The sequence below is a fragment of the Streptomyces aquilus genome (assembly GCF_003955715.1).
Classification (GTDB): Bacteria; Actinomycetota; Actinomycetes; order Streptomycetales; family Streptomycetaceae; genus Streptomyces; species Streptomyces aquilus.
The window spans coordinates 7,091,217-7,113,542 of record NZ_CP034463.1 but is presented as its reverse complement, the minus strand read 5'-3'; the positions used below and the strand labels follow the sequence as shown (position 1 = coordinate 7,113,542).

Genomic DNA, 22,326 nt, shown 5'->3' with positions numbered 1-22,326 from the left:
ATGATCGAGCTCGAGGGCCTGACCAAGCGGTACGGCGAGAAGGTCGCGGTCAACAACCTGACCTTCACCGTCAGACCCGGCATCGTCACCGGCTTCCTCGGTCCCAACGGCGCCGGCAAGTCGACGACGATGCGCATGATGCTCGGCCTCGACCGGCCCACCGCCGGCGACGTCCGCATCGACGGCAAGCACTACGACCGCCTGAAGGACCCCCTCAAGTACATCGGCGCCCTGCTGGACGCCAAGGCCATGCACGGCGGGCGCAGCGCCTTCAACCACCTTCTCTGCCTCGCGCAGAGCAACGGCATCCCGCGCGCCCGGGTCGACGAGGTGCTCGACACCGTCGGCCTGACCGCCGTCGCGAAGAAGAAGGCCAAGGGGTTCTCGCTCGGCATGGGACAGCGGCTCGGCATCGCGGGCGCGCTGCTCGGCGATCCGCGCATCCTGATGTTCGACGAGCCGGTGAACGGGCTCGACCCCGAGGGCATCCACTGGATCCGCAATCTGATGAAATCGCTGGCCGCGCAGGGCCGGACGGTGTTCGTCTCCAGTCACCTGATGAGCGAGATGGCGCTGACCGCCGACCACCTCGTCGTCATCGGTCAGGGCCGGCTGCTCGCCGACACGTCCATGGCCGAGTTCATCGAGCAGAACTCGCGGTCGTACGTCCGCATCCGCTCGCCCCAGCGTGAACGGCTGCTGGACGTGCTGCACGGAGCCGGGATCACCGTCGTGGAGACCGGCTCCGGCGCGCTGGAGGTCGACGGCGGCAAGCCCGAGCACATCGGTGAGCTGGCCGCGCAGCACCAGATCGTGCTGCACGAGCTCAGCCCCCAGCAGGCCTCCCTGGAGGAGGCGTTCATGCAGCTGACCGCCGAGTCGGTCGAGTACCACGCGCATACCGACCCCCCGCAGGAGCAACAGCCCTGGGGCGACGGCTGGAAGGGGAACTGACCATGGCGGCAGCCCAGGTCGTCCGGTCCGAGTGGACCAAGATCCGGTCGGTGGCGTCCACGGTGTGGACGCTCTCCCTCGCCGTGGTCGTCACCCTCGCGCTCGGCATGCTGATCTCGGCCCTGTCGAAGAACGAGTTCGACAAGATGAGCCGCAAGGACCAGCTCTCCTTCGACCCGACCTTCATCAGCTTCGCCGGGATGAGCCTCGGCCAGCTCGCGATGATCGTGTTCGGGGTGCTGGTGGTGTCCAACGAGTACAGCACCGGCATGATCCGCACCTCGCTGGCCGCCGTACCGCAGCGCGGCACCTTCCTGTTCAGCAAGATCGGGGTCGCGACCGGCCTCTGTCTCGTCGTCGGCCTCGTCACCAGCTTCGTCGCGTTCTTCCTCGGGCAGGCCATGCTCGGCGAACACCGGGCGCACATCGGCGACGAGGGCGTGCTGCGCGCGGTGATCGGCGGCGGGCTCTACATGACCCTCATCGCGATGTTCTCCATGGGCGTCGCCGTGATGCTGCGCTCGCCGATGCTGTCGCTGGGCATCCTGATGCCGTTCTTCTTCCTGATCTCCAACATCCTCGGCAATGTCTCGGCCACCAAGAAGATCGGCCGGTACCTGCCCGACCAGGCCGGCAGCAAGATCATGCAGGTGGTCACGCCGATCGACGACGACACCCCGTACGGCCCCTGGGGCGGGCTCGCGATCATGGTGCTGTGGGTGGCGGCGGCGATCGCGGGCGGGTACCTGCTGCTGAAGAAGAGAGATGCCTGAGGCTTTACGGCCTCTTGAGTGGAACCGTCAGCGCCCGGATAAGCTCCTAACCCTTACGGGGGCGTGCGCCCTGCTGTCCTGAACCTTTCGATGGGTGCGGAGCATGATCGAGGCAGTCGGCCTGACCAAGCAATATGGCGACAAGACCGCTGTGTACAACCTTTCCTTCCAGGTGCGGCCCGGTGCCGTCACCGGCTTCCTGGGCCCCAACGGCTCGGGCAAGTCGACGACGATGCGGATGATCCTGGGCCTGGACAACCCCACCTCGGGGCAGGTGACGATCGGCGGCTACCCGTACCGCAAGCTGCCGAACGCCCCCCGCCAGGTCGGCGCGCTCCTCGACGCCAAGGCGGTCCACGGCGGCCGGCACGCCCGCAACCACCTCCTCTGCCTCGCCCAGCTCTCCGGCATCCCGGCCCGCCGGGTGGACGAGGTGCTCGGTGTGGTCGGCCTCCAGGACGTGGCGCGGAAACGTTCCAAGGGCTTCTCCCTCGGCATGGGCCAGCGGCTCGGCATCGCCGCCGCGCTCCTCGGCGACCCGCAGGTCCTGCTCTTCGACGAGCCGGTCAACGGCCTCGACCCCGAGGGCATCCTCTGGGTGCGCAACCTGATGAAGGCGCTGGCCGCGGAGGGCCGTACGGTCTTCGTCTCCTCGCACCTCATGAGCGAGATGGCGCTGACCGCCGACCACCTGATCGTCATCGGGCGCGGCCAGCTGCTGGCCGACATGAGCGTGAACGACTTCATCGCGGCGAACTCCGCGGGCTTCGCGCGGGTCCGCACCCCCGACACCGAGCCGCAGCTGCGCGAGAAGCTGACGTCCGCGCTGACGGAGGCCGGCGGCCATGTGCTGCCCGAGCAGGACGGCGCGCTGCGGATCACCGGACTCCCGCTCCCCCGCATCAGCGACATCGCCCACGACACCGACGTACGGCTGTGGGAGCTGTCGCCGCACTCCGCCTCGCTGGAGGAGGCGTACATGCGGATGACGCAGGGGGCCGTCGACTACCGCTCGACCATCGACCAGAAGGCCGGGCTCATGCAGCCCGTGCCGCCCGGCGCCCAGCCCCCGATGCCGGTCCCCGGCCAGGGCCAGCCCGACTGGTACGCCCCGCCGCCGCCCCAGCAGCAGTTCGCTCCGCAGGACCAGCAGACGCCGGGCCCGTACGGCGCCTCGCAGCCCCCAGCGGGCCCGTACGCGGCTCCGGGCGCCCCCGGCACGCCCGCCGGTCCTTACGGTGCCCAGGCCCCGGCCGCTCCGGCCGCGAACCCGTACGCCCCCGTGGCGCCGCAGGCCCCCGTCCAGGCCCCCGGCCTCACCAAGCAGCCCGCGGCGGCCCCGGCGCCGGCAGGTGCCCCGCAGCAGCCCCCGGCGGCCGCGGCCCCCGCGCAGCCCGCCGCCCCGGCACCCACCGCCGACGCCGCCCCGGTCTCCGCCGCCGGTGCCGCGCCCACCCCGCCCGCCGCCGACCTGACCAAGCCCGAGGACGCCCGATGAGTACGCCCCAGCCTCCGATGCCGCAGGCCGCCGTGCCCCAGCCTCAGCCTCAGATGGCGCAGGCGCCCGCGCCCCACTGGCAGTCGGCGCCCGCCGGCTCGTACCCGACGTACACCTCGCCGATCCCGGTGGTGCGCACGCACCTCGGGCACGCCATCGCCTCCGAGTGGACGAAGATCCGTTCCGTGCGGTCGACGATGTGGACGCTCGGGGTGTTCATCCTGCTCGTCGTCGGGATCGGTCTGCTCGCCGCCGTGGTGGTGTCGAGCAGCGCCGGCGAGACCGACCTCGCCGGGGAGAACCCGCTGTCGTTCGGCTTCTTCGGGCTGCTGCTCGGCAGCATGTGCATCATCACGCTCGGCGTGCTGACCACCGCCTCCGAGTACGGCACCGGCATGATCCGCACCACGACGACCGCCTGCCCGAACCGCATCCGGGTGCTGACCGCGAAGGCGATCGTCTTCTTCGCCGTCGCCTTCGTGGTGACCTTCGCCTCGGCGCTCCTGGTCGCCCTCGCGGACGTGGCCCTGCTGGACAGCAGCGGCGTGCGCGACCCCTCCGGCGGCGAATGGCTCAAGGGCACCCTCGGCATCTCGCTCTACCTGGCGCTGCTCGGCCTGCTCTCGCTCGTCATCGGCTCGATCATCCGGCACTCGGCGGGCGCGATCACCATCATGATCGGTGTGGTGCTGGCCCCGCTGGTCATCGCGCTGTTCATGTTCTCGTCCTCGCTGGAGAAGCTGCGCGAGGCCCTGTTCGAGTACTCCATCCCGAACCAGCTGAGCGTCTTCTACTCCAACTCGCTCACCGAGTCCGGCCCGTCCGGCTGGGACCCGCTGTGGATCATGCTCGGCGTGACGGCCGTCGCGTTCGCCGGCGCCTGCGCCCTGCTGGAGAAGCGGGACGTCTGAGCCGAGTCCTAGAACCTCGGCGCGTTACGGGACCGCTGCACCCGCGTGGTGCGGCGGTCCTTCGCGTTCCAGCACGCCTTGTGCCAGTGCCGGCGCTCGTCCACCCCGGAATGGTCCGGCCAGGCCACCACGTGCGGGACGCCGTCCGGGATCAGCTGGTCGCAGCCCGGGCAGCGGTAGGACTTGCCCTGGGCACTCGCGCCCGCCACATGCCGGACGTTCCACTCCTCGCCCTGCCAGCTCTCCGTGGACTGCCAGCCGCCGTACCGGCCGGACCGGTCGTCCTCGGCGCTCCGGCCGGAATCGGAACCCTTGGGTCGGTTGCGACGCGGGGACACGGAACACCTCTCGGGGCTATACAGGAAGCACGGGCCGTGTCCAGCGTACGCGGCGCGGACAGGGGTACGCGAAGGGCACCAACCCCCGCAAGTCCCCCTCACGGGCGCCGCATTCGGCAGACAATCCGCAAATCTCTTCGCCAGGCCGTGTCCTCGGCACGTGTCACACGGTTATGCCGGGTGGGGGAGCTCCGCGTCGGAGCCAAGGAAGCAGGAAAAGCACATGCGCGTTGGAAGTTTCGTGTTGGCCGCCCAGTTCCCGGGACAGGGCCAGGGGGAGGCGCTGCACCGCGCGGTCCGCTCGGCCGAGGTCGCCGAGGAAGCGGGCCTGGACTCGGTCTGGCTGGCCGAGCACCACTTCGTGCCGTACGGCACCTGCCCGTCGGCGATCACCCTGGCCGCGTTACTGCTGGGCCGCACCCGCCGGCTCCGCGTCGGCACCGCCGTCAGCGTGCTGCCCACCGCCCACCCGGTGGCCCTGGGCGAGCAGGCCGCGCTGCTGCACCTCACCTCGGGCGGACGCTTCTCGCTGGGCGTCGGGCGCGGCGGGCCGTGGGTCGACCTGGAGGTGTTCGGGTCCGGGCTCGCGGCCTACGAGAAGGGGTTCCCGGAATCACTCGATCTGCTGGTGCGCTGGCTGCGCGACCCGTCTGTCTCGGCCGACGGCGAGCGCTACCGCTTCCGTGAGGTCCCCGTCGTACCGCGCCCGTCCGAGGCGCTGACAGAAGCGGACGGCCCTGAGGTGATCGTCGCCTGCACATCCCCGGCGAGCGTGCGGCTGGCGGCCGAGCGCGGGCTGCCGATGCTGCTCGGGATGCATGTCGGGGACGAGGAGAAGGCGGAGATGGTCGGCCTGTGGCGCAAGCACGCGCGCGCGGCGGGCCGTTCGCCGGACGAGATCGCGCTCGCCGCCCATGTCTCCGCCGGTGTCTGCCAGATCGCCGACAAGCGCACGGACGCCGTGGAGGCGCTGGTGAAGGCGATGCCGGGCTGGCTGCGGCAGGGCCTGGAGGCCCATGTGACGGTCGACGGCCGCCATCGCTCGATGCGCGATCCGGTGGCGTACACCGAACTGCTCTGCGGGCTGCACCCGGTGGGCACTCCCCGGCTGTGCGCCGACCGGCTCGCCGCCACCAGCGAGCGGACCGGCATCTCCCGCTTCGCCCTGCTCGTCGAGGGCTCGGGAGACCTCGCGGCCACCGAGGAGAACGTACGACGGCTGGGCGCCGAGGTGCTCCCCCACCTCGGCTGACCGTGGGCCCCGCGCAGAGCTTGCCGCCCCTGTACTGAATGCACCTCCCGCGTAAGGAGCGGCAAGCGAACGGCTCGCTGCGTCAGCAGTCCCGGAACTCCGGGGACTGGTTCAGCAGTTGACTGCGGACCGAGGTGAAGCGGGCCAGCGTCTCGTTCACCGAGGCGTCCAGCGGGAACACCGCCACCCGGTGGCAGTTCTGGAACGCCAGCCGTACCCCGAAGTGCCGTTGCAGCGCGCCGCGTATCGCGTCACTCGCGAGCGCACGCAGCAGCTGACCGCGTGCCTGCTCGTCCGGCGGGGGCGTCTGGTTGTCGGCGAAGGAACCGCCGTCGACCTTCAGCTGGGCCACCAGGGAGCTGATCATCTCCCATGCGTAGGGCAGGGAGGTCCGGACGCAGTCGACGAATTCCGCTTCGTCGACCTCGCCTCGCTCGGCCTTCTCGAGTAGGGCCGGTGAGACGTCGAGCGACATGGGTTCTCCTCTCGCACCCCCAAGCAACAGGGGTTGCCGGACAGATGAGGGAGTCCGCGATGCCGAACACGCTGAGTACATGCCTCGCGACCTCCCGTTTACTACGGTAGGCAACGGGCCGTGACGGCACCAGGAGATTGCGTACATAGAGGGTCCCCAATGGGCACACAATCGGCCACAAATGAACAAGGGTCGTTCCGGGTGCTACGGGCCGAATCGCTTCGACGGCGCGCCGTCGAGTAGCGTTGCCCACCATGCGTCTCGTCATTGCCCGGTGCTCCGTCGACTACGCGGGCCGGCTCACCGCCCACCTCCCGTCCGCGCCCCGTCTGATCCTCGTGAAGGCGGACGGCAGCGTCTCGATCCACGCGGACGACCGGGCCTACAAGCCCCTGAACTGGATGTCGCCGCCCTGCACGTTGAAGGAGGGTGCGGGCGACGAAGAGGGCGTCTGGACCGTCATCAACAAGGCCGGCGAGAAGCTGATCATCACGATGGAGGAGATCCTCCACGACTCCTCGCACGAACTGGGCGTCGACCCGGGCCTGATCAAGGACGGCGTGGAAGCACACCTTCAGGAGCTCCTCGCGGACCGCATCGATACCCTCGGCGACGGCTACACCCTCATCCGCCGCGAGTACATGACCGCCATCGGCCCGGTCGACATCCTGTGCCGGGACGCCGACGGCCAGACCGTCGCGGTCGAGATCAAGCGGCGCGGCGAGATCGACGGCGTCGAGCAACTCACCCGCTACCTGGAGCTGTTGAACCGCGACCCGCATCTCGCCCCGGTCCGCGGCATCTTCGCCGCCCAGGAGATCAAGCCCCAGGCCCGCGTCCTCGCCACCGACCGCGGCATCGGCTGCACCGTCCTCGACTACGACGCCCTGCGCGGCATCGAGGACGACAAGCTGCGGCTGTTCTGACAGCGGCCGTCGAGGCTCTACGACGACGAGGGCCGGGTTCCTACGGGGAACCCGGCCCTCACTGCTGGCGTACGCGCGTCAGATGACCGCGCCCGACGCCGATCCGGACGTGCTCGGCGTTCCGGGGGCGCTGCTCTCGGAGGCGCTGGCAGGCGCGCTGGAGGCCGGGCCGCTGGCGGAGTCGGACGTGGACGGCGTGGTCGACGGGTCCGGCGTCGGGCTCGTCGTCGGCGTCGGCGAACCCGAGGGCTCGGACGGCGTCGGCGTCGGCGAGGTCGACGGCGGCTTGGTCGGGGACGCCGAGGTCGACGGCGGCTTGGGCGTCGACGACGGCGGCTTCGAGCTGGGCGACTTCGTCCCGCTCGGGTCGTCGGAGGGCTCCGCGCTCTCCGTCGGCGTCGGGTCGTCCGACGTACCGAACGTACCGTCCGGGCCCGGGTCGGTCGGCCGGCTGGTGGCCGTGCCGGTGTCGCCCTTGCCGTCGTCGTTCTTCGGGACGTCGGCGCCGAGGCTGCCGTCGTCGGCGCCCTGGCTGGCCGACGGGTTGACGCCGACCTTGTCGGACGGGTTGTTCGCGTCGTTGTTGGACGTGGCGCCCAGCGTCACCACCGTGCCGAGCACGGCGGCGAGGAGCGCGCCCGCGCCGGCCGCGACGAGGTTGCGCCGGGCGAGGCCCTTGAGGCCGCCGCGGGCCTTGCGGTTGGGCATGACGGGGGCGGGGGCCACGGCCCGGTGGGTGACCAGGGTCGAGGGGTCGTGCGGCGGCTGGAGCGGTGGGAAGGCCGGGATGCCGCCGGGCGGCGACTGCGACTCCTCGTGGCGGGCGTCGGGCACCTCCTCGCCGGCGGTCGCGGTGATGGCCGGCAGCGTGCCGGACCGGTCGGAGACCAGCGCGAGGGCCCGGCGGCCGGCGACGGTGCCGCGCTTGTCGGCGAGGGCGCCGCGCAGCGCGATGGCGGCCTCCAGCTCCGCGCGGGCCCGGTCCAGCTGGTCGGCGCAGAGCGCCAGGATGCCCAACTCGTGGTGGAAGTAGGCCTGTTCACCCACCTCGCCGGTGACCCGGGCGGCCTCGGCGCCGAAGCGCAGGGTGCGCTCCCAGGCGCTCCAGTGCAGCCCGGCGGCGAACGCGGGCGCGGCGGTGCGGGCCAGCTGGACGGTGACGTTCTCCTCGTCCTCGTCGGACGGCTCCGCGACCGGCACCAGCACGGTGAGGGCGGCGAGCACGGCGTCGGCCTCGGCGCACACCCGCTCGGGCGTGACCGAGGGGTGCCCGGCCCACCAGGCGTAGTGCCGGGCCGCGGCCAGGGCGCGGTCCTCGGTGTCGTCGCCGTACCCGGCGTTCTCCAGCTGGGTCCGGACGCCCGCGGCGAGCCGGTAGCGGGAGCCGACCGGGGTGATCAGGGCGCAGCTCAGCAGCTCACCGAGCGCCGCGTCGGCGTGGGTGTCGCCGACGAGGGCGGGCAGATGGGCCTGGTGCGGCACCTCACCGCCGAGCGCCACGGCGAACCGCAGGGCGTCGCGCGCCGACTCGCTGAGCCGGCCGGCGAGCAGCGCGGCCGGTGCGGCACCCTCGGCGAGGGAGGGCAGCGGCACGTCATCGCCGTCGCCGGTCTCGTAGGGGGCGTCGACCTGGGCGCCCTGGAAGACGCCGAACTCGTCGAACGCGTCGGCGCTGGCGCGCAGCTCGTCGCGCTGCCGGAGCAGGGCGCCGGCCTGCACGAACCGCAGCGGCAGCCCTTCGGACTCGAACCAGAGGTCGCCGGCCCAGTTGGCCTCGTCCTCGGTGAGGACGCGGCCGACGGCACGCTCCAGGAGCTCCACTCCCCCGGCCCGGTCCAGACCGCCGAGGAAGACCTCTTCGAGGGCCGAGTCGGCGGACGGCGCGGGCACGTCCGGGGTCGCGGCGACGAGGAAGGCGCACTCGGGGGTGGCCTCGAGCAGGTCGTCGAGCGCGGCGCCGCCGAACTCGACGTCGTCGAGGACGACGACCGCGCCGATCTCCCGGACGAGGGCGAGCAGGTCCTCGTGTCCGGGCCGGTGCAGGGGGGCGTCGTAGACGGCGTAGAAGAGGTCGTGGAGGAGGTCGTCGGCGCTGCGGTGGAAGCCGCTCAGGCGGACGACGCCGTCGGGGGCGAGGTCCGAGCAGTCCTCGGCGACGACGTCGAGGAGGCTGGTGCGGCCCGATCCGGCGGGGCCGGTGAGGCGGACGGAGCGGCCGCGGGCGAGCAGCCGCACGAGGCGTTCACGCTCGTCCTGGCGGGCCAGCAGCGGCAGCCGGGGCGGGGTGGGGCCGGACGGGGCCGGCGGGCGGGCCGCGCGGTCGGTCTCGGCGCGTTCGGCGGCACTGAGCTTGCGCGGCCGGCCGGGCCGTTCGCCCGGCGGGCAGGCCTCTATCTCGCTGCCGTCGACGGGGTTGACGGTGAGCAGGTGGTCACCGGAGACCAGCTGCACCGTGCGGGCCAGGGCGGGCGGGCTCTGGCCGAGGCCGGGTGTGAGCGGGTCCCGGGGCGGACGCTGGCGCGACGGGTTGCCGCCTCCCCCACTCTCGAATTCACTCGAGCGGGAGGTGCCCCCATCGTCGTGGCCGTACTCCTCGGGTCCCCGGGTGTTCGGGTCCATAGGTTTCAAGCCCCCCAAAAGCGTCTCGTGTGTCGTGGGTCCTTCGGGACCCAGGCCCCCTCCGGCCTGCTGCACACCGCGCTGTCGCTTCTGGTCCGGGCCCGCTCGTTCAGGGACGTGCTTCCAGCGGGCGACCGAACCCTAAACCTTCGCACAGTATCTACGACAGCCCGGGGTACCGCGCCGTCCGAGACGTCACAGTCTCGTGAGGATTGTGCGCGACGCGCCTTTCACCATTGCAACACCGGGCGCTCACTTCGCATGCACACAAGCGTTCACACCCGGGGCAGCGACTCCACCCCGATGCCGCCCTCGATCGCCAGGATCCGGTGCAGCCGGGTGGCCACCAGCAGGCGCTGCATCTGCGGCGGTACGTCGCGCAGCACCAGGCGTCGGCCGCAGCGGCCGGCCCTACGGTGGGCCCCCATGATCACCCCGAGTCCGGTGGCGTCCCAGGAGTCGAGCTCGGACAGGTCGAGCACGAGATCGCCGACTCCGTCGTCGACGGCCGAGTGCAGGACCGTACGGGCGTCCGCCGCGCTGCGGACGTCGAGGCGGCCCCCGACGACCAGCTCGACGTGGTCGCCCCTGATGAACATATGCGCTCCCCGTGGTGCGTCTCGTGCTCCGCGAATGTGATGTCCGGTGATGCAACCTCTGACTGCGCGAGGCGGTCAGAGGTTGCCGTCTGTAAGCGAACCGATACCGAATTCACCCGTCGGTGTGACACCAGAGGGGCGTATGTGAATTCGGGCGTTGATCAGTACGTGTACCGGGTGGTGATCAGTAGGTGTACCGGGTGGTGATCAGTACGCGTACCGGGTGGTGATCAGTACGTGTAGAAGCCCTGCCCGCTCTTGCGTCCGATGTCACCGGCGTCAACCATCCGGCGCATCAGCTCGGGCGGAGCGAACTTCTCGTCCTGGGACTCTGTGTAGATGTTGCTGGTGGCGTGCAGCAGGATGTCGACGCCCGTCAGGTCGGCCGTGGCGAGCGGGCCCATGGCGTGCCCGAAGCCCAGCTTGCAGGCGAGGTCGATGTCCTCCGCCGTCGCCACGCCGGACTCGTAGAGCTTGGTGGCCTCGACGACGAGCGCCGAGATGAGCCGGGTGGTGACGAAGCCGGCGACGTCCCTGTTCACGACGATGCAGGTCTTGCCGGTGGACTCGGCGAACTCCCGCGCGGTGGCGAGGGTTTCGTCGCTCGTCTTGTAGCCGCGGACCAGCTCGACGAGCTGCATCATCGGCACCGGCGAGAAGAAGTGGACGCCGACGACCCGCTCGGGGTGCTCGGTGGCCGCGGCGATCTTGGTGATCGGGATGGCGGAGGTGTTGGAGGCGAGGACGGTGTCCTCACGCACGATCTTGTCGAGGGCGCGGAAGATCTCGTGCTTGACGTCGAGCTTCTCGAAGACGGCCTCGACGACGATGTCGGCGTCCGCAGCGGCGTCCAGGTCGGTGGTCGCGGTGATCCGGCCGAGGGCGGCGTCGGCGTCGTGCGCCTCCATCTTCCCCTTGCTCACGAACTTGTCGTACGAGGCCTTGATGCCGTCGGTGCCACGCTTCAGGGCCTCGTCGGTGACGTCCCGCAGGACGACGTCCCAGCCCGCAGATGCGGAGACCTGGGCGATCCCGGAACCCATCAAGCCGGCGCCGATGACGGCAAGCTTCCGTGCCACTGTTGCGACTCCCCTTTTGAACGCCTTACACGCTGTTTAAGTTGCCTCTTCGGCGGACCCTAGCGCCCGTGAGGGGCTGTGTGACCGGTAAGTAATGCGCGTCACGTCTCATCTGACGGACATCACACCGGCAGGGGTCATTCAGCGCCTCGTACGGCGTAGTTGAGCACGTTCTCGCTCAACAGCTCCTCGATGTCGTCGAGAAGCACCAGTACCTCTCGTGACACTTCGTCCGGATTGCGCCCGGCGACCATCTCACGCCCGATGTGGAAGAACACCTCCGAGTGGACCCAGCAGATCTGACCGGCGATCAGCCCCGGCAGCGGGTCGGCGGCGTCCGCGCCCGCCTCCTCCCGCAAGGTGGCTTCGAGGTGGTCGTGGATCTCCTGCTGGAGGCTCCACAGCCGGGACCGCAGCGGCGGGGCCTCCTGGATGCAGCGCATGAAACGGTCGTAGCCCGCCATGAGCCCGACCCGCGGCGAGACCGCCTCCACCTCCGCGCGCAGTTCGCGCAGTACGGCCCGGGCGGCGGACTCCCCCGCGCTCCGGGCACGCACCCAGCGCGAGAGCTGTTCGACGACGCCGGAGGACCGGTCGAAGAAGAGGTCCTCCTTCGCCGGGAAGTAGTTGTAGACGGTGTTGACCGAGACGTCGGCCGCCTCGGCGACCTCCGCGATGGTCACGGCCACGAAGCCGTGCTCCAGGAACAGTCCGGTGGCGATGTCCGAGATCCGCTGTCTCGTCTCGCGCTTCTTCCGCTCCCTGAGCCCCTCTGCCATGGTCCCCATCCTAGCTTCGCTGGACCCTCTGAAACTTTGGGGCCATTGCAAAATTTAAGAGACCCTGTTTTTCTAGGGTCATGACCGTCATCAGTACGGCCGGACTGGCCCGTACCTTCCAGACCAAGCGCGGCCCCGTGGAGGCCGTACGCGGCATCGACCTGACCGTCCGGGAAGGCGAGATCCTCGGCTTCCTCGGGCCGAACGGCGCCGGGAAGACCACCACCCTGCGCATGCTCACCACCCTCCTCGCCCCGACCGGCGGCACCGCCACCGTCGCCGGCCACGACCTCGCCACCGACCCGGCCGGTGTGCGCCGGGCCTGCGGATACGTGGCCCAGTCCGGCGGTGTCGACCCGCAGATCAGCGTGCGCGAGGAGCTGGTCACCCAGGGCCGCCTCTACCGGCTGACAAAGACCCAGGCCGCCGACCGCGCCGAGGAGTTGGCCCGCGACCTCGGTCTGACCGAGCTGCTCGACCGCAGGTGCGGCGAGCTGTCCGGTGGCCAGCGCCGCCGCCTGGACATCGCCATGGCCCTCACCCACCGCCCGAGGGTCCTCTTCCTCGACGAGCCGACCACCGGCCTCGACCCCGGCAGCCGCGCCGACCTGTGGGACCTGATCCGGCGGCTGCGCGCCGAGCACGGCACGACCGTCTTCCTCACCACCCACTACCTCGACGAGGCCGACGCTCTCTCCGACCGCCTGGTGATCGTCGACCGTGGCGTGGTCGTGGCCGAGGGCACGCCGAGCGCGCTCAAGCTGGAGCACGGCGGCTCGATCGACGCCACCCTCCAGGACACGTTCCTCGCCATCACCGGCCGCAGCGCCACACCGGCCGACGCCGCCCCCGTAGCCGTATAGGACCCGCGACATGCTTCTCCACGACACCGCGCTCATCTACGGCCGCTACATGCGCCAGTCGCTGCGGTCCCGCTTCGCGCTGCTCTTCGGCGTGCTCATGCCGCTGCTGTATCTGCTCCTCTTCGGCCCTCTCCTCACCGATCTGCCGCTCGGCGGGCAGGGCAGCTCCTGGCAGGTGCTGGTGCCCGGGCTGCTCCTGCAACTCGGGCTGTTCGGGGCCCTGTTCGCCGGGTTCATGATCATCCTGGAGAAGGGGTCGGGGATCGTGGACCGGATGCGGGTCACGCCCGTCAGCCGGCTCGGGCTGCTCCTCGGGCGGGTGCTGCGGGACGCCACGGTCTTCGTCTTCCAGGCGGTGCTGCTGGTGCTGGCCGCGCTGGCCATGGGGCTCCGGGCGCCGCTCGCCGGCATCCTGATCGGCTTCGCGTTCGTCGGGCTGCTCACCGTCTCGCTCGCCTCGCTGTCCTACGCGGTGGCGATGAAGGTCCGCACGCCCCAGGAGTTCGGCCCGCTCATCAACGCCGTGTCGATGCCGTCGATGCTGCTGTCCGGACTGATGCTCCCGATGACGCTCGGCCCGGCCTGGCTCGACGTCCTCTCCCACTTCATGCCGTTCCGCTATCTGGTGGACGCGATGCGCGACGCGTACGTCGGCGAGTACGCCACGGCCCACATGGCGTACGGCGTCCTGGTCGCCCTCGGCTTCTCGGCACTCGCCGTGACAGTGGGCACACGCGTCTTCCGGACGGCCGGAGCGTAACTACGCTGGTCGCATGGTCAATCTGACGCGCATCTACACCAGGACCGGCGACCAGGGCACCACCGCCCTCGGCGACATGAGCAGGGTCGCCAAGACCGACCTGCGGATCTCGGCGTACGCCGACGCCAACGAGGCGAACGCCGTGATCGGGACGGCGATCGCGCTCGGCGGGCTCGCCGAGGAGGTCGTCAAGGTCCTCACGCGCGTCCAGAACGACCTGTTCGACGTCGGCGCCGACCTGTCCACGCCCGTGGTCGAGAACCCGGAGTTCCCGCCCCTGCGCGTCGAGCAGTTCTACGTCGACAAGCTGGAGGCCGACTGCGACCGCTTCAACGAGCAACTGGAGAAGCTCCGGTCGTTCATCCTCCCCGGCGGGACGCCGGGCGCGGCCCTGCTGCACCAGGCCTGCACGGTCGTACGACGGGCCGAGCGGTCCACGTGGGCGGCGCTGGAGGTGCACGGCGAGGTCATGAACCCGCTGACCGCGACCTACCTCAACCGCCTGTCCGACCTGCTGTTCATCCTGGCCCGTACCGCCAACAAGGAGGTCGGGGACGTGCTGTGGGTGCCCGGCGGGGAGCGTTAGCGCTCGCGCTTGGGGAACAGCGTGTAGCTCCCGGCGATGACGACGTTGATGCCGATCACCCAGAGCATGCGCTGCTGCCACGCCCGTAGCGAGTCGGTCTCGCCGCCGCCACCCACGTACCAGATCGCGGTCTGGAGCAGCACCAGGGCGACCACCGCGGCGACGACCCAGCGGCCCGCGACCTTCCATTCGTGGACGGCGCGGGCCGTGCCGTACTTCGGGGGCCGCTCCGGTGGCGGGCCGCCCGCGAAGCGGTGGGCGAAGTGGGCGTCGGCCCAGCGGATCGTGGCGTGGCCGAGCCCGACGGTGAAGCCGATGTAGACGGCGGCCAGGCCGTGCTTCCAGTCGGGTTCCGCGCCGCCCCGGAGGTCGATCGCGGTGACCGTGAACAGGACCAGCTCCAGCAGCGGTTCGCACAGCAGCAGGGCCAGCCCCGTGCGCGGCATCTTCAGCAGGTACCGGAAGGCCAGCCCGGCGGCCAGCAGCACCCAGAACGCCACCTCGCAGGCGACGATCAGTCCGACGAGCACCGTTGACTCCCTTCGCTCACCTCTCCAGGCTCGCGTCGGAACCGGCCGCTTTCGTCGTCGCCGACGACGAACTCCCCGTACATCGAAAGATGCAGTCCAGGACCGTCCCCGGGGATCAGGCGGGCCGCGCGGCGGCCGTGTTTCATGGGGGCATGGCCGTACGACCGCCCCGCCCGCACCGCTTCGACGCGTACATCGCGGGCGGCGGGCTGCTCGGCGGGCTGCTGCTGGTGCTCTTCGGGCTGAGCACCCGGCCGTCGAGCGACCCGATCACCCTCTTCGACGGCCCCTGGCCGGTACTGGTGCCGCTCACCGTGCTGGCCGGCTGCGAGCTGCTGCGCCGCGCGGCACCCCGGGTGGCGCTGCTGACCGGCACGGTCGCGATCTGCGCGGACGTGGTGACCCAGGGCAGCCTGGCGTCGGTGCTGATGTTCACCGACCTCGTCTACGCGGCCGTCCTGTACGGCCCGCTCGCCTCCGCCCGCCGCATCCAGTGGATCACCGGTCTGCTCACGGTCGTCGCGACGCTGGTGCCGTTCGCGGTGTGGCGGGTGCCGGAGGCGCTGCTGATCGGCGTGGTCGTCGGGGTCGTGGCGTACGGGCCCGCCGCCACCGGCTGGATCGTCCGCAACCACCGCGACGCCGCCGAAGCCGCCCGGCTGCGTGCCGAACAGACCGCGCTGCTGGCGGAGATGGACCGCACCCAGGCCGTCACCGCCGAACGCGCCAGGATGGCCAGGGAGTTGCACGACATGGTCGCCAACCACCTCTCCGCGATCGCGATCCACTCCACCGCGGCGCTGTCCCTGGACGATCCGAAGACCTCCGCGGAGGCCCTCGGCGTCATCCGCGAGAACAGCGTCAAGGGGCTGGCGGAGATGCGCCGGCTGATCGGCATCCTGCGCGACGGCGACGAGGAGCCGACCGCGGTCCCGACCCTCGACGGCCTCGCCGCCCTCGTCGAGGCCGCCCGCACCAACGGCCTCGACGTCACGCTGGAGACCGAGCAGGCCACGACCGTGCCCGCCCCCGTCGAGCTGGCCGCCTACCGGATCGTCCAGGAGTCCCTGACCAACGCGCTCAAGCACGCCTGCCCCGGCCGCGTCACCGTCACCCTCGCCCGCCGCGACGGCTCCCTCGACGTGCGCGTGACCAGCCCGTACGGCCACCGGGACGGCCCGCGCGCCCCCGGTTCCGGCGCCGGTCTGGTCGGCATGCGGGAGCGCGTCGCGCTGCTGGGCGGCGCCTTCGCGGCCGGTCCCGAGGGCACCCTGTGGGCCGTCCGCGCCACCCTCCCCCTCACCGATGGAGACCCCGCATGATCCGTGTGCTCGTCGCCGAGGACCAGTCCGCCGTCCGCGCCGGGCTCGTCCTCATCCTGCGCAGCGCGCCCGACGTCGAGGTGGTCGGTGAGGCCGCCGACGGGGAGCGGGCGGTGGCTCTGGCCCGGGAGCTGCGGCCGGACCTGGTCCTGATGGACGTGCAGATGCCGCGTCTGGACGGGGTGTCGGCGACCCGGAAGGTCACCGAGGAGGGGCTCGCGGACGTCCTCGTGCTGACCACCTTCGACCTCGACGAGTACGTGTTCGGGGCGCTGCGGGCGGGCGCGGCCGGGTTCCTGCTGAAGAACACGGAGGCGAGGGACCTCGTCGAGGCCGTCCGCACGGTGGCCCGCGGCGAGGGCATCGTGGCCCCGGCCGTGACACGGCGCCTGATCGCCGAGTTCGCCACGAAGCCCGTACGGCGGTCGAGCGCGGACCCGGCCGTCCTGGACTCCCTCACCCGCCGTGAACGCGAAGTGCTGTCCTGCCTGGGCGAGGGGCTGTCCAACGCGGACATCGCGGGGCGCCTGGACATGGCGGAGGCGACGGTGAAGACGCACGTCAGCCGTCTCCTGGGCAAGCTGGAGCTGCGCAGCCGGGTCCAAGCGGCGGTACTCGCGCAGGAGTTGGGTGTCTGAGCGGTTGCATACGAGAGTGGTCCAGACCTATTGACCCGTGGTCCAGACCTTTCTATTCTCGCGGCACCGTGGGTACGAAGGCTCAGTCGTGCCCCCATCCCCGAGAAGGAGGCGCGGTATGCGCTTCAGACACAGAGCCGCAGCAGGCTTCGCGACGCTGTTGCTCCCCTTCGCCGGACTGGTCGGACTGGCCAGTCCCGCCGAGGCGGCGACCTCCGCGACCGCGACCTTCGCCAAGACCCAGGACTGGGGCACCGGCTTCGAAGGCAAGTGGACCGTCAAGAACACCGGCGACACCACCCTCAGTTCCTGGACCGTGGAGTGGGACTACCCCTCCGGCACCTCGGTCACCTCCGCCTGGGACGCCGACGTCACCTCGTCCGGCACCCACTGGACCGCCAAGAACAAGTCCTGGAACGGCACCCTCGCCCCCGGCGCCTCCGTCTCCTTCGGCTTCAACGGCGCCGGCACCGGCTCCCCCGCCAACTGCAAGCTCAACGGCGGCAGTTGTGACGGCGGCACCACCAACCCCAGCGACAGCGCGCCCAGCGCCCCCGGCACCCCGACCGCGTCGAGCGTCACCGACACCTCGGTGAAGCTGACCTGGAGCGCGGCCACCGACGACAAGGGCGTCAAGAACTACGACGTGCTGCGCAACGGCACCAAGGTCGCGACGGTGACGACGACCTCGTACACCGACACCGGCCTGACCGCCGGCACCTCGTACTCCTACACCGTCCAGGCCCGCGACACCGCCGACCAGACCGGCCCGGTCAGCGGCGCGGTCTCCGTGACCACCACGGGCGGCGGCGGCACCGACCCGGGCACCGGCGGCAAGGTCAAGCTCGGCTACTTCACCGAGTGGGGCGTCTACGGCCGCAACTACCACGTCAAGAACCTGGTGACCTCGGGCTCCGCCTCGAAGATCACGCACATCAACTACGCGTTCGGCAACGTCAAGGACGGCAAGTGCGTCGTCGACGACACCTACGCCGCCTACGACAAGGCCTACACCGCCGACCAGTCCGTCAGCGGCGTCGCCGACACCTGGGACCAGCCGCTGCGCGGCAACTTCAACCAGCTGCGCGAGCTGAAGGCCAAGTACCCGAACATCAAGGTGCTGTACTCCTTCGGCGGCTGGACCTACTCCGGCGGCTTCGCCCAGGCCGCCGCCAACCCGGCCGCGTTCGCCGCGAGCTGCAAGTCCGTCATCGAGGACCCGCGCTGGGCGGACGTCTTCGACGGCATCGACATCGACTGGGAGTACCCGAACGCCTGCGGTCTGACCTGTGACACCTCCGGTGCCGCGGCCTTCAAGAACCTGGTGGCGGCGCTGCGTTCGGAGTTCGGCAGCGACTACCTCGTCACCGCCGCGATCACCGCGGACGCCTCCAGCGGCGGCAAGATCGACGCGGCCGACTACGGCGGCGCCTCCGCGTACCTCAACTGGTACAACGTGATGACGTACGACTACTTCGGCGCCTGGGACAAGACCGGCCCCACCGCCCCGCACTCCCCGCTCACCTCGTACTCCGGCATCCCGAAGGCCGGCTTCAACTCGGCCGACGCGATCGCCAAGCTGAAGGCGAAGGGCGTACCGTCGAACAAGCTCCTGCTCGGCATCGGCTTCTACGGCCGCGGCTGGACCGGCGTCACCCAGGCCGCCCCCGGCGGCACCGCCACCGGCCCGGCGACCGGCACCTACGAGGCCGGCATCGAGGACTACAAGGTCCTCAAGACGTCCTGCCCCGCCACCGGCACCGTCGGCGGCACGGCGTACGCCTACTGCGGCAGCAACTGGTGGTCGTACGACACCCCCGCCACCATCGGCACCAAGATGACCTGGGCCAAGAACCAGGGCCTCGGCGGCGCCTTCTTCTGGGAGTTCAGCGGCGACAGCTCCAACGGTGAGCTGGTGAGCGCCATCAACAGCGGACTCAACTAGCAGGACGACGAGCAGTACTAGGCGACATTGACGCGCTGACCGGGCGGGGCTGCCTCAAGCCACGCGAGAAAACCGGTCAGCGCGTCTTCGCTCATGGCGAGCTCCAGACGCGTGCCCCGGTGCAGGCAGGTGAGGACCACGGCGTCCGACAGGAGCGCCAGCTCCTCCTCGCCCTCGGGCAGCCGGCGGCCGGCGACCTCGATCGCGGCGCGCTCCAGGACGCGGCGCGGGCGGTAGGCGTAGGAGAAGACGCGGTACCACTCGATGCGGTCGCCGTTGTAGCGGGCGACGCCATAGCTCCAGCCCTTGCCACTGGTGTCGGTTTTCTCCGGGACGTCCCAGCGCAGGGAACAGTCGAAGGTGCCGCCCGAGCGCTGGATGAGTCTGCGGCGCAGACCGAAGACGAACAGTCCCAGCACCACCAGGGCGACCACGACTCCGCACACAGTCAGAGCGAGGACCATCGACACCGACCTCCTCGTCTACTCGGTAACGGATTACTCAGTAACGGATTGGAAAAAACGTCCACATTCGCCTCAGCCGCGACCGGGGCCGGATTTCTCCGGTCCCAGCCGCGGCTGAGTGACGTCATACGGTCTCGCGCAGGCTAGCGCGTCGCCGCCGCGCGGATGCGTACGTCCGCGCGACGCTCGGCGGCGGCGTCACCCTCCGCCTTCGCGCGCTCCAGCTCGCGCTCGGCGCGCTGGACATCGATCTCGTCCGACAGCTCGGCGATCTCGGCCAGCAGCGACAGCTTGTTGTCCGCGAACGAGATGAAACCGCCGTGCACCGCGGCGACGACCGTTCCACCATCACTCGTACGGATGGTCACCGGGCCCGACTCCAGCACACCGAGCAGCGGCTGGTGACCGGGCATGACGCCGATGTCGCCGGACGTGGTGCGCGCGACGACCAGGGTGGCCTCGCCGGACCAGACCTCTCGGTCGGCCGCGACCAGCGCGACGTGCAGCTCAGCAGCCAAGGTGGCTCCTCGGGTCACCACCCGGCGGGTCTGCCGGGTGTTGGTTACAAGTCTAAGGGGCGTGAAAGAGGAGGCGGGACGTACCCCGCCCCCTCGGACGTGAGCGCAAGGCCCACATGGAACTCACGGAGTTCAGGAGACGCCGAGCTCCTTGGCGTTGGCCTTGAGGTCCTCAATGCCACCGCACATGAAGAACGCCTGCTCCGGGAAGTGGTCGTACTCACCGTCGATGATCGCGTTGAAGGCCGCGATCGACTCGTCCAGCGGGACGTCCGACCCGTCGACGCCGGTGAACTGCTTGGCGACGTGGGTGTTCTGGGACAGGAAGCGCTCCACGCGACGGGCACGGTGGACGACGAGCTTGTCCTCCTCGCCGAGCTCGTCGATACCGAGGATCGCGATGATGTCCTGGAGGTCCTTGTACTTCTGCAGGACCGTCTTGACGCGCATGGCGGCGTCGTAGTGGTCCTGCGCGATGTAGCGCGGGTCCAGGATGCGGGACGTGGAGTCCAGCGGGTCCACGGCCGGGTAGATGCCCTTCTCGGAGATCGGACGGGACAGAACCGTCGTCGCGTCGAGGTGGGCGAAGGTGGTGGCCGGGGCCGGGTCGGTCAGGTCGTCCGCGGGGACGTAGATCGCCTGCATCGAGGTGATCGAGTGACCACGGGTCGAGGTGATGCGCTCCTGGAGGAGACCCATCTCGTCGGCCAGGTTCGGCTGGTAGCCCACCGCGGAGGGCATACGGCCGAGCAGGGTCGACACCTCGGAACCGGCCTGCGTGAAGCGGAAGATGTTGTCGATGAAGAACAGCACGTCCTGCTTCTGCACATCGCGGAAGTACTCCGCCATGGTCAGACCGGCGAGGGCCACGCGCAGACGGGTGCCCGGGGGCTCGTCCATCTGACCGAAGACCAGCGCGGTCTTGTCGATGACGCCCGAGTCGGACATCTCCTCGATGAGGTCGTTGCCCTCACGGGTGCGCTCACCGACACCGGCGAACACGGAGACACCGTCGTGGTTGTTGGCGACGCGGTAGATCATCTCCTGGATGAGCACCGTCTTGCCGACGCCGGCACCACCGAACAGACCGATCTTTCCACCCTTGACGTACGGGGTGAGAAGGTCGATGACCTTGACGCCGGTCTCGAACATCTCGGTCTTCGACTCGAGCTCGTCGAAGTTCGGGGCCTTGCGGTGGATGCCCCAGCGCTCGCCCGTGTACTGCTCGTCGACGTTCAGCACCTCACCGAGGGTGTTGAACACCTTGCCCTTGGTGAAGTCGCCGACCGGGACCGTGATGGAGGCGCCGGTGTCGGTGACCGGGGCCTGGCGGACCAGGCCGTCGGTGGGCTGCATGGAGATGGTGCGGACCAGGCCGTCACCCAGGTGCTGGGCGACCTCCAGGGTCAGCGTCTTCTTCTCGCCGTCCTTGGCCGGGTCGGCCACCTCGACGTGAAGGGCGTTGTAGATCTCCGGCATCGCGTCGACGGGGAACTCCACGTCGACGACCGGGCCGATGACCCGGGCGACGCGGCCCGTGGCCGTCGCGGTCTCAACAGTGGTGGTCATTAGCGGTCACTCCCCGCGGTCGCGTCGGCCAGGGCTGCGGAGCCACCGACGATCTCGCTGATTTCCTGGGTGATTTCGGCCTGGCGGGCCGCGTTGGCAAGTCGGGAGAGCGTGGTGATGAGCTCTCCGGCGTTGTCGGTGGCCGACTTCATCGCGCGGCGCGTGGCGGCGTGCTTGGAGGCAGCCGACTGGAGCAGCGCGTTGTAGATACGGCTCTCGACGTAGCGCGGCAGCAGGGCGTCGAGGACGTCCTCCGCCGACGGCTCGAAGTCGTACAGCGGAAGGATCTCGCCCTTGGGGGCTGCTTCCTTCGCGACCTCTTCGAGGCTGAGCGGCAGCAGACGGTCGTCCAGCGCCGTCTGCGTCATCATCGAGACGAACTCGGTGAAGACGATGTGGAGTTCGTCCACACCACCCTCGGCCGTGTCCTTCTCGATCGCCTCGATCAGCGGACCCGCGACCTTCTTGGCGTCCGCGTAGGTGGGCTCGTCGGTGAAGCCCGACCACGACTCCGCGACCTTGCGCTCGCGGAAGTTGTAGTGGGCCAGACCGCGGCGGCCGACGATGTACGTGTCGACCTCCTTGCCCTCGGCCTCAAGACGCGCGGTCAGCTGCTCCGCGGCCTTGATGGCGTTGGAGTTGAAGGCGCCGGCGAGACCACGGTCGCTCGTCAGGAGCAGCACCGCGGACCGCACGACCGTCTCGGCCTGCGTGGTCAGCGGGTGCTTCGTGTTCGAGCCGGTACCGACCGCCGTGACCGCACGCGTCAGTTCCTGCGCGTACGGCGTGGAGGCCGCCACCTTGCGCTGCGCCTTGACGACGCGCGAGGCGGCGATCATCTCCATCGCCTTGGTGATCTTCTTGGTCGCGGTGACGGATCGGATGCGACGCTTGTAGACCCGGAGCTGGGCTCCCATGAGTCAGGTCC

Annotated in this window: 23 protein-coding genes; 12 read left to right on the top strand and 11 right to left on the bottom strand. The window is 70.3% G+C overall.

Features of this window, described 5'->3' with window-relative positions:
• The 4 genes from EJC51_RS32980 to EJC51_RS32965 all read left to right on the top strand — a co-directional run bounded on the left by EJC51_RS32980 (position 1) and on the right by EJC51_RS32965 (position 4,136).
• Entirely contained in the window at positions 1-954 is a 954-nt protein-coding gene (locus tag EJC51_RS32980) for an ABC transporter ATP-binding protein (protein ID WP_126274399.1), read from the top strand.
• Between the two features lie 2 nt (positions 955-956).
• A complete protein-coding gene (locus tag EJC51_RS32975; RefSeq protein ID WP_126274398.1) occupies positions 957-1,727 on the top strand; it encodes an ABC transporter permease in 771 nt (256 codons plus the stop codon).
• A gap of 103 nt (positions 1,728-1,830) precedes the next feature.
• Positions 1,831-3,225 (top strand): ABC transporter ATP-binding protein, encoded by a 1,395-nt coding sequence (locus EJC51_RS32970; RefSeq protein ID WP_126274397.1) that lies wholly within the window; start codon positions 1,831-1,833, stop codon positions 3,223-3,225.
• On the top strand, positions 3,222-4,136 hold the full coding sequence (locus EJC51_RS32965) for an ABC transporter permease (protein ID WP_126274396.1): 915 nt from the start codon (positions 3,222-3,224) through the stop codon (positions 4,134-4,136). The genes EJC51_RS32970 and EJC51_RS32965 overlap by 4 nt, the downstream gene beginning before the upstream one ends.
• Before the next feature lie 8 nt (positions 4,137-4,144).
• On the opposite strand, the gene EJC51_RS32960 is transcribed toward EJC51_RS32965, so the two are convergent.
• Positions 4,145-4,474 (bottom strand): ATP/GTP-binding protein, encoded by a 330-nt coding sequence (locus EJC51_RS32960; protein ID WP_126274395.1) that lies wholly within the window; start codon positions 4,472-4,474, stop codon positions 4,145-4,147.
• A 223-nt stretch (positions 4,475-4,697) separates the two neighbouring features.
• Here EJC51_RS32960 and EJC51_RS32955 point away from each other — a divergent pair, with 223 nt between their 5' ends.
• Positions 4,698-5,726 (top strand): LLM class flavin-dependent oxidoreductase, encoded by a 1,029-nt coding sequence (locus EJC51_RS32955; RefSeq protein WP_126274394.1) that lies wholly within the window; start codon positions 4,698-4,700, stop codon positions 5,724-5,726.
• A gap of 82 nt (positions 5,727-5,808) precedes the next feature.
• Here EJC51_RS32955 and EJC51_RS32950 read toward each other — a convergent pair whose 3' ends face one another.
• The gene (locus EJC51_RS32950) at positions 5,809-6,201 is read right to left on the bottom strand and encodes an SCO5389 family protein (protein WP_126274393.1); all 393 of its coding nucleotides are present in this window, start codon (positions 6,199-6,201) and stop codon (positions 5,809-5,811) included.
• A gap of 254 nt (positions 6,202-6,455) precedes the next feature.
• Between EJC51_RS32950 and nucS the strand changes: the two genes are divergently transcribed.
• Complete coding sequence (nucS, locus tag EJC51_RS32945; RefSeq protein ID WP_126274392.1) at positions 6,456-7,127, top strand: endonuclease NucS; 672 nt, start codon at positions 6,456-6,458, stop codon at positions 7,125-7,127.
• A gap of 78 nt (positions 7,128-7,205) precedes the next feature.
• On the opposite strand, the gene EJC51_RS32940 is transcribed toward nucS, so the two are convergent.
• The 4 genes from EJC51_RS32940 to EJC51_RS32925 form a co-directional block, all read right to left on the bottom strand.
• On the bottom strand, positions 7,206-9,746 hold the full coding sequence (locus tag EJC51_RS32940; protein WP_126274391.1) for an ATP-binding protein: 2,541 nt from the start codon (positions 9,744-9,746) through the stop codon (positions 7,206-7,208).
• A gap of 275 nt (positions 9,747-10,021) precedes the next feature.
• Positions 10,022-10,345 carry an STAS domain-containing protein gene (locus EJC51_RS32935; RefSeq protein ID WP_059192313.1) on the bottom strand — a complete coding sequence of 108 codons (324 nt, stop codon included), beginning with the start codon at positions 10,343-10,345 and terminating at the stop codon, positions 10,022-10,024.
• Between the two features lie 230 nt (positions 10,346-10,575).
• On the bottom strand, positions 10,576-11,424 hold the full coding sequence (locus EJC51_RS32930) for a 3-hydroxyacyl-CoA dehydrogenase family protein (protein ID WP_126274390.1): 849 nt from the start codon (positions 11,422-11,424) through the stop codon (positions 10,576-10,578).
• A gap of 137 nt (positions 11,425-11,561) precedes the next feature.
• Complete coding sequence (locus EJC51_RS32925) at positions 11,562-12,203, bottom strand: TetR/AcrR family transcriptional regulator (RefSeq protein WP_126274389.1); 642 nt, start codon at positions 12,201-12,203, stop codon at positions 11,562-11,564.
• 80 nt (positions 12,204-12,283) lie between these two features.
• On the opposite strand from EJC51_RS32925, the gene EJC51_RS32920 reads away from it, so the two are divergent.
• From EJC51_RS32920 to EJC51_RS32910, 3 genes are read left to right on the top strand one after another with little or no spacing between them, the layout of a single operon-like run.
• The gene (locus tag EJC51_RS32920; RefSeq protein WP_126274388.1) at positions 12,284-13,066 is read left to right on the top strand and encodes an ABC transporter ATP-binding protein; all 783 of its coding nucleotides are present in this window, start codon (positions 12,284-12,286) and stop codon (positions 13,064-13,066) included.
• Between the two features lie 10 nt (positions 13,067-13,076).
• Complete coding sequence (locus tag EJC51_RS32915) at positions 13,077-13,826, top strand: ABC transporter permease (RefSeq protein WP_126274387.1); 750 nt, start codon at positions 13,077-13,079, stop codon at positions 13,824-13,826.
• 13 nt (positions 13,827-13,839) lie between these two features.
• The gene (locus tag EJC51_RS32910; RefSeq protein ID WP_126274386.1) at positions 13,840-14,412 is read left to right on the top strand and encodes a cob(I)yrinic acid a,c-diamide adenosyltransferase; all 573 of its coding nucleotides are present in this window, start codon (positions 13,840-13,842) and stop codon (positions 14,410-14,412) included.
• On the opposite strand, the gene EJC51_RS32905 is transcribed toward EJC51_RS32910, so the two are convergent.
• Positions 14,409-14,942: a hypothetical protein gene (locus tag EJC51_RS32905; protein WP_126274385.1), complete on the bottom strand. Its 534-nt coding sequence runs from the start codon at positions 14,940-14,942 to the stop codon at positions 14,409-14,411. The two genes, EJC51_RS32910 and EJC51_RS32905, sit on opposite strands and share 4 nt — an antisense overlap.
• A 152-nt stretch (positions 14,943-15,094) precedes the next feature.
• Between EJC51_RS32905 and EJC51_RS32900 the strand changes: the two genes are divergently transcribed.
• The 3 genes from EJC51_RS32900 to EJC51_RS32890 all read left to right on the top strand — a co-directional run bounded on the left by EJC51_RS32900 (position 15,095) and on the right by EJC51_RS32890 (position 18,847).
• Positions 15,095-16,264 (top strand): sensor histidine kinase, encoded by a 1,170-nt coding sequence (locus EJC51_RS32900; RefSeq protein ID WP_126274384.1) that lies wholly within the window; start codon positions 15,095-15,097, stop codon positions 16,262-16,264.
• The gene (locus tag EJC51_RS32895; protein WP_126274383.1) at positions 16,261-16,902 is read left to right on the top strand and encodes a response regulator; all 642 of its coding nucleotides are present in this window, start codon (positions 16,261-16,263) and stop codon (positions 16,900-16,902) included. The genes EJC51_RS32900 and EJC51_RS32895 overlap by 4 nt, the downstream gene beginning before the upstream one ends.
• 118 nt (positions 16,903-17,020) lie before the next feature.
• Positions 17,021-18,847 (top strand): glycoside hydrolase family 18 chitinase, encoded by a 1,827-nt coding sequence (locus EJC51_RS32890; protein ID WP_126274382.1) that lies wholly within the window; start codon positions 17,021-17,023, stop codon positions 18,845-18,847.
• Positions 18,848-18,864: 17 nt separating this feature from the next.
• Here EJC51_RS32890 and EJC51_RS32885 read toward each other — a convergent pair whose 3' ends face one another.
• From EJC51_RS32885 to EJC51_RS32870, 4 genes are all read right to left on the bottom strand, one after another.
• Entirely contained in the window at positions 18,865-19,311 is a 447-nt protein-coding gene (locus EJC51_RS32885) for a DUF2550 domain-containing protein (RefSeq protein WP_059192320.1), read from the bottom strand.
• Between the two features lie 143 nt (positions 19,312-19,454).
• Positions 19,455-19,829: a F0F1 ATP synthase subunit epsilon gene (locus tag EJC51_RS32880; protein WP_046262507.1), complete on the bottom strand. Its 375-nt coding sequence runs from the start codon at positions 19,827-19,829 to the stop codon at positions 19,455-19,457.
• 132 nt (positions 19,830-19,961) lie between these two features.
• On the bottom strand, positions 19,962-21,398 hold the full coding sequence (atpD, locus tag EJC51_RS32875; RefSeq protein WP_126274381.1) for a F0F1 ATP synthase subunit beta: 1,437 nt from the start codon (positions 21,396-21,398) through the stop codon (positions 19,962-19,964).
• Entirely contained in the window at positions 21,398-22,315 is a 918-nt protein-coding gene (locus EJC51_RS32870) for a F0F1 ATP synthase subunit gamma (RefSeq protein WP_097269030.1), read from the bottom strand. Before EJC51_RS32870 ends, atpD begins: the two co-directional genes overlap by 1 nt.
• Positions 22,316-22,326: the final 11 nt, after the last annotated feature.

Bases quoted from the DNA above. Each gene is read 5' to 3' on its own strand.
- EJC51_RS32940 (WP_126274391.1), bottom strand. From the start codon at position 9,746: ATGGACCCGAACACCCGGGGACCCGAGGAGTACGGCCACGACGATGGG.
- EJC51_RS32920 (WP_126274388.1), top strand. From the start codon at position 12,284: ATGACCGTCATCAGTACGGCCGGACTGGCCCGTACCTTCCAGACCAAG.
- EJC51_RS32935 (WP_059192313.1), bottom strand. From the start codon at position 10,345: ATGTTCATCAGGGGCGACCACGTCGAGCTGGTCGTCGGGGGCCGCCTC.
- EJC51_RS32895 (WP_126274383.1), top strand. From the start codon at position 16,261: ATGATCCGTGTGCTCGTCGCCGAGGACCAGTCCGCCGTCCGCGCCGGG.
- EJC51_RS32870 (WP_097269030.1), bottom strand. From the start codon at position 22,315: ATGGGAGCCCAGCTCCGGGTCTACAAGCGTCGCATCCGATCCGTCACC.
- EJC51_RS32925 (WP_126274389.1), bottom strand. From the start codon at position 12,203: ATGGCAGAGGGGCTCAGGGAGCGGAAGAAGCGCGAGACGAGACAGCGG.
- EJC51_RS32965 (WP_126274396.1), top strand. From the start codon at position 3,222: ATGAGTACGCCCCAGCCTCCGATGCCGCAGGCCGCCGTGCCCCAGCCT.
- EJC51_RS32890 (WP_126274382.1), top strand. From the start codon at position 17,021: ATGCGCTTCAGACACAGAGCCGCAGCAGGCTTCGCGACGCTGTTGCTC.
- EJC51_RS32955 (WP_126274394.1), top strand. From the start codon at position 4,698: ATGCGCGTTGGAAGTTTCGTGTTGGCCGCCCAGTTCCCGGGACAGGGC.
- EJC51_RS32915 (WP_126274387.1), top strand. From the start codon at position 13,077: ATGCTTCTCCACGACACCGCGCTCATCTACGGCCGCTACATGCGCCAG.
- atpD (WP_126274381.1), bottom strand. From the start codon at position 21,398: ATGACCACCACTGTTGAGACCGCGACGGCCACGGGCCGCGTCGCCCGG.
- EJC51_RS32900 (WP_126274384.1), top strand. From the start codon at position 15,095: ATGGCCGTACGACCGCCCCGCCCGCACCGCTTCGACGCGTACATCGCG.
- EJC51_RS32885 (WP_059192320.1), bottom strand. From the start codon at position 19,311: ATGGTCCTCGCTCTGACTGTGTGCGGAGTCGTGGTCGCCCTGGTGGTG.
- EJC51_RS32975 (WP_126274398.1), top strand. From the start codon at position 957: ATGGCGGCAGCCCAGGTCGTCCGGTCCGAGTGGACCAAGATCCGGTCG.
- nucS (WP_126274392.1), top strand. From the start codon at position 6,456: ATGCGTCTCGTCATTGCCCGGTGCTCCGTCGACTACGCGGGCCGGCTC.
- EJC51_RS32950 (WP_126274393.1), bottom strand. From the start codon at position 6,201: ATGTCGCTCGACGTCTCACCGGCCCTACTCGAGAAGGCCGAGCGAGGC.
- EJC51_RS32970 (WP_126274397.1), top strand. From the start codon at position 1,831: ATGATCGAGGCAGTCGGCCTGACCAAGCAATATGGCGACAAGACCGCT.
- EJC51_RS32980 (WP_126274399.1), top strand. From the start codon at position 1: ATGATCGAGCTCGAGGGCCTGACCAAGCGGTACGGCGAGAAGGTCGCG.
- EJC51_RS32910 (WP_126274386.1), top strand. From the start codon at position 13,840: ATGGTCAATCTGACGCGCATCTACACCAGGACCGGCGACCAGGGCACC.